Genomic DNA, 1,071 nt, shown 5'->3' on the forward strand with positions numbered 1-1,071 from the left:
AGCAGTGACAATGGCCACGGTCATCATCGTCACCTCTGTTGCTGTTCTCGTGGTATCGGGCGTGCGCGTGCGCAAGAACGAGAAGAGAATGCGCTGAGGGGCCAATCTGTTGGTGACAGCCGTACCGACACGCTGTTTTTACCTGTTCGAAACCCAGATCTGATGAAATAGAGGCATATACGTGCAAAATTCGACACGCCGTGTTTGGGTTGTGTTTGTTGGGTTTTGTGGTGGTGGGGTTGTGGTGGTTGGTGTGGGTGGTGTAGGTTTACTTCTTGCTGCCTGCGGGGCTGGTTGCTGGTTGTTTGTGACTGGTGGTTGGTTTTGTTGGGCTGGTGGTTTGAGAACTCGAGAGCGTTGATTGTGCTACTTTAGTAGTCTTTTTGAATGCCAGTTAAGGATTGATGCTTCCGCATGAGTTTGTTTTGTGTGGTTGTGTTTTTTCTTTTTTGTTTGTGCGTTCCATGATTCTGATCTTTTTGGTTGGGGTTGTGGTCCGTCTTTTTTGTGCTGGAATTTGTTTCTGGCTTTTCATGATTTTTTTGTGGAGAGTTCGATTCTGGCTCAGGACGAGCGCTGGCGGCGTGCTTAACACATGCAAGTCGAACGGGATCCTGATAGCTTGCTATTGGGTGAGAGTGGCGAACGGGTGAGTAATGCGTGACCGACCTGCCCTGTACACGGGAATAGCTTCTGGAAACGGGTGGTAATGCCCGATGCTCCATCATGCTGCATGGTGTGGTGGGAAAGCTTCGGCGGTATGGGATGGGGTCGCGTCCTATCAGCTTGTTGGTGGGGTAATGGCCTACCAAGGCTTCGACGGGTAGCCGGCCTGAGAGGGCGACCGGCCACATTGGGACTGAGATACGGCCCAGACTCCTACGGGAGGCAGCAGTGGGGAATATTGCGCAATGGGGGGAACCCTGACGCAGCGACGCCGCGTGCGGGATGGAGGCCTTCGGGTTGTGACCCGCTTTTGGTAAGGAGCAAGCGAGAGTGAGTGTACTGATCGAATAAGGACCGGCTAACTACGTGCCAGCAGCCGCGGTAATACGTAGGGTCCAAGCGCTG

Annotated in this window: 1 rRNA gene; it reads left to right on the forward strand. The window is 53.3% G+C overall.

Annotation, left to right across the window (positions count from 1 at the left end):
* Nucleotides 1-541: 541 nt before the first annotated feature.
* Nucleotides 542-1,071, forward strand: a 16S ribosomal RNA gene (locus tag AEAE_RS06665); the annotation flags it as partial.

The sequence above is a fragment of the Aeriscardovia aeriphila genome (genome assembly GCF_002259595.1).
Taxonomy (GTDB): domain Bacteria; phylum Actinomycetota; class Actinomycetes; order Actinomycetales; family Bifidobacteriaceae; genus Aeriscardovia; species Aeriscardovia aeriphila.